The sequence below is a fragment of the Halomonas sp. 3D7M genome (genome assembly GCF_014897885.1).
Classification (GTDB): domain Bacteria; phylum Pseudomonadota; class Gammaproteobacteria; order Pseudomonadales; family Halomonadaceae; genus Vreelandella.
In genome coordinates this window covers 1-2452 of the sequence record NZ_JABUZF010000007.1, presented here as the reverse complement: position 1 = coordinate 2452, position 2452 = coordinate 1, and the positions used below count along the sequence as shown (strand labels likewise).

General features: G+C 52.0%; 2 protein-coding genes. One reads left to right on the top strand and one right to left on the bottom strand.

Translation table 11 applies throughout. The features are described 5' to 3' along the window. The first annotated feature begins 270 nt into the window (after window positions 1-270). The gene (locus tag INT22_RS00050) at window positions 271-1410 is read left to right on the top strand and encodes a Fic family protein (RefSeq protein ID WP_193067428.1); all 1140 of its coding nucleotides are present in this window, start codon (window positions 271-273) and stop codon (window positions 1408-1410) included. Window positions 1411-2028: 618 nt separating this feature from the next. Here the strand turns inward: INT22_RS00050 and INT22_RS00045 are convergent. Beyond that, window positions 2029-2452: IS66 family transposase (locus INT22_RS00045; protein ID WP_193067427.1), on the bottom strand; the 424-nt coding region annotated here is incomplete at its 5' end.

Below are 2452 nucleotides of genomic sequence, written 5' to 3'. Positions count from 1 at the left end.
GGACAACTAGGCTGACAGAGGGGGGAGGTGTACGTTTAATTTTTTAGTTTTCTAATTAAAAGGAATTTTATGTACTTATGTAGTGCCTTAGTTTCTACACACCCTATGCTGCTAATAAGGGGGGCTTAGGGATCACTTCACCGTCATGAGCGTACGATCAGCTGTGACTGAAAAAAACCATTTCTTAGTTATTATCAATACTAGCCTATGAGCCGAATATCAACCATAATCGGCTCATAATATGATCTGAATAGGGCGGTTAATCGGCTCATGTATATCTGGGAACAGCGCAACTGGCCACATTTTGAGTGGGATGAGTCCGTTCTTCGGCCAACGTTGGATGCCGTGCGGCTGCTGCAGGGCCGGGTGTTGGGTAAAACCGAGACTGTCCACGGCCTGGCCGATCTGGACGTGGAGATGGATGCGCTGATCCAGAATGCGATTCGTACCAGTGAAATCGAGGGTGAGCGCTTGGACGTTGGTTCCGTGAGGTCTTCTGTTGCCCGGCAGTTAGGCTTGGAGCAAGCCGGTGTCTCTGCCAGAACAACACCGGAATCTGAGGCGCTGGTTGAGCTATTGCTGCAATCCACGCGCCAATTGGATGAGCCGCTTACCCATGAGCGACTGTCCCTTTGGCAGTCCATGCTGTTTGTGCAAGGCCCTGGCTTGATTAGTCAGATACGTGTGGGCGAGTTGCGTGGTGATCACCCCATGCAGGTGGTCTCAGGGCGACTTGATCGGCCTACCGTCCATTTTGAAGCGCCGCCCCGTGGGCAATTGGAGGCTGAGCTGGATGCCTTTATTACTTGGTTCAACCATCCGCCTCTGGGGCTTGATAGGCTGGTTCGCGCTGGCATAACCCATCTATGGTTGATTACCTTGCATCCCTTTGATGATGGCAATGGGCGCGTTACCCGCGCGGTGACAGATCGCGCGCTTGCACAAGCAGAGCGGCAATCCGTTCGCTTCTATTCCTTGAGCGCGGCCATCATGGCGCGCCGCCACGCCTACTACGATCACCTCGAAAGCGCTCAGAAAGGCAGTCTCGATATTACGCCGTGGTTGTTGTGGTTTCTGGACACGCTGAAAGAGGCACTTGAGCAGGCGCTGTTAAGAATCGACCGTGTGTTAATGAAAACCACCTTCTGGCAGCGCCATGCCACCACCGTGCTGAATGAACGGCAAATCAAGGTGCTGAACCGCTTATTGGATACAGCGGGGGAGGAGTTTGAGCAGGGCATCAATGCCCGTAAGTACCAATCGTTGGCCAAAGTGAGTAAAGCCACCGCAACGCGGGATTTGGCCGAGCTACTGGAAAAAGGCTGTCTTTCCAAGCTTCCCGGCGGTGGGCGCAGTACACGCTATACGGTGTTACTTGGGCAAGCTCATGAAGGCACACAGTATAAATAGTGGGCTTGGTCAGTGAGGCCGTATCGCTTGCAATGAAAATCGACCTATAGCAAGTGAATGCCTTTGCCTCAAAGCACTTTGAAGGTAACTCACCCGCTGTATGCTTTACTATCTGCACCTGTTATTCACGGAGGAAGCACCCATGGCAATAGGCGGCTTGATAGGATGTAAGCGCCGGAAAATTCTACTTTTGAACACCCTGGTTTTTCGGGGGGGATTACCATAGCTTCATCGCATAACAGTTTATTAATGAACATGCATAGTTTTCTGGTAACAATCATTCTGACTAAACGGCCGTAATTTATTGAAACTTATAAAAACGCAGCTCGCCTGAGCGATGCGTTTTGCCAGAAAAATGCGCATCAGTATACAGCGCCTTATCATAAACAATTGTTTTACCGAAACTCACAGCATGCTGCCCCAGAAATATGAGTGCTCATATTACAACTGTCAGTAGAAAAACGCGCAGTGGTCATGGTTGGGCTAAGCTGGCTAAACTAGGTTCCGTCGTTTGGGGTAGGCGCGCCACACCCACGTGATGGAAAAAAGGCCACTTCCATCACTGAGAATCCCCTAAGGAAGATGTATCGTAAGCGCCGTTAAACCGACCCACTTGCCCTAACCGTATTGAGCCACATTTTTTAAAGCTGGCAGCTCTGCATTCCAGGGTAAGAGCGTTTCGAGTTGTTCGAGGGTAACTGCATCGGCGATGTGCGTCAGCACATGATGGATGTAAGCCGACGGCTCCAGCCCGTTGGCTTTGGCCGTTTCGATCAGCGAGTAGCAGGTGGCGCTGGCGTTCGCGCCCTGCGAGGTATCTGCGAACAACCAGGCCTTTCGTCCCAGAGCGAACGGGCGGATGGCATTTTCGGCACCGGCATTACTGATCTTCAGGTCGCCGCGTTCGCAGTAGCCAACCAGGGTATCCCACTGGTTCAGGGTGTAGTCCATGGCCTTGCGGGTGAGCGAGCCTTTCAGCACCTTACTGGCGTTTTTCTCCAGCCAGGCCTTGAAGGCGTTCAGCAGCGGCAGGCTTTTTTCC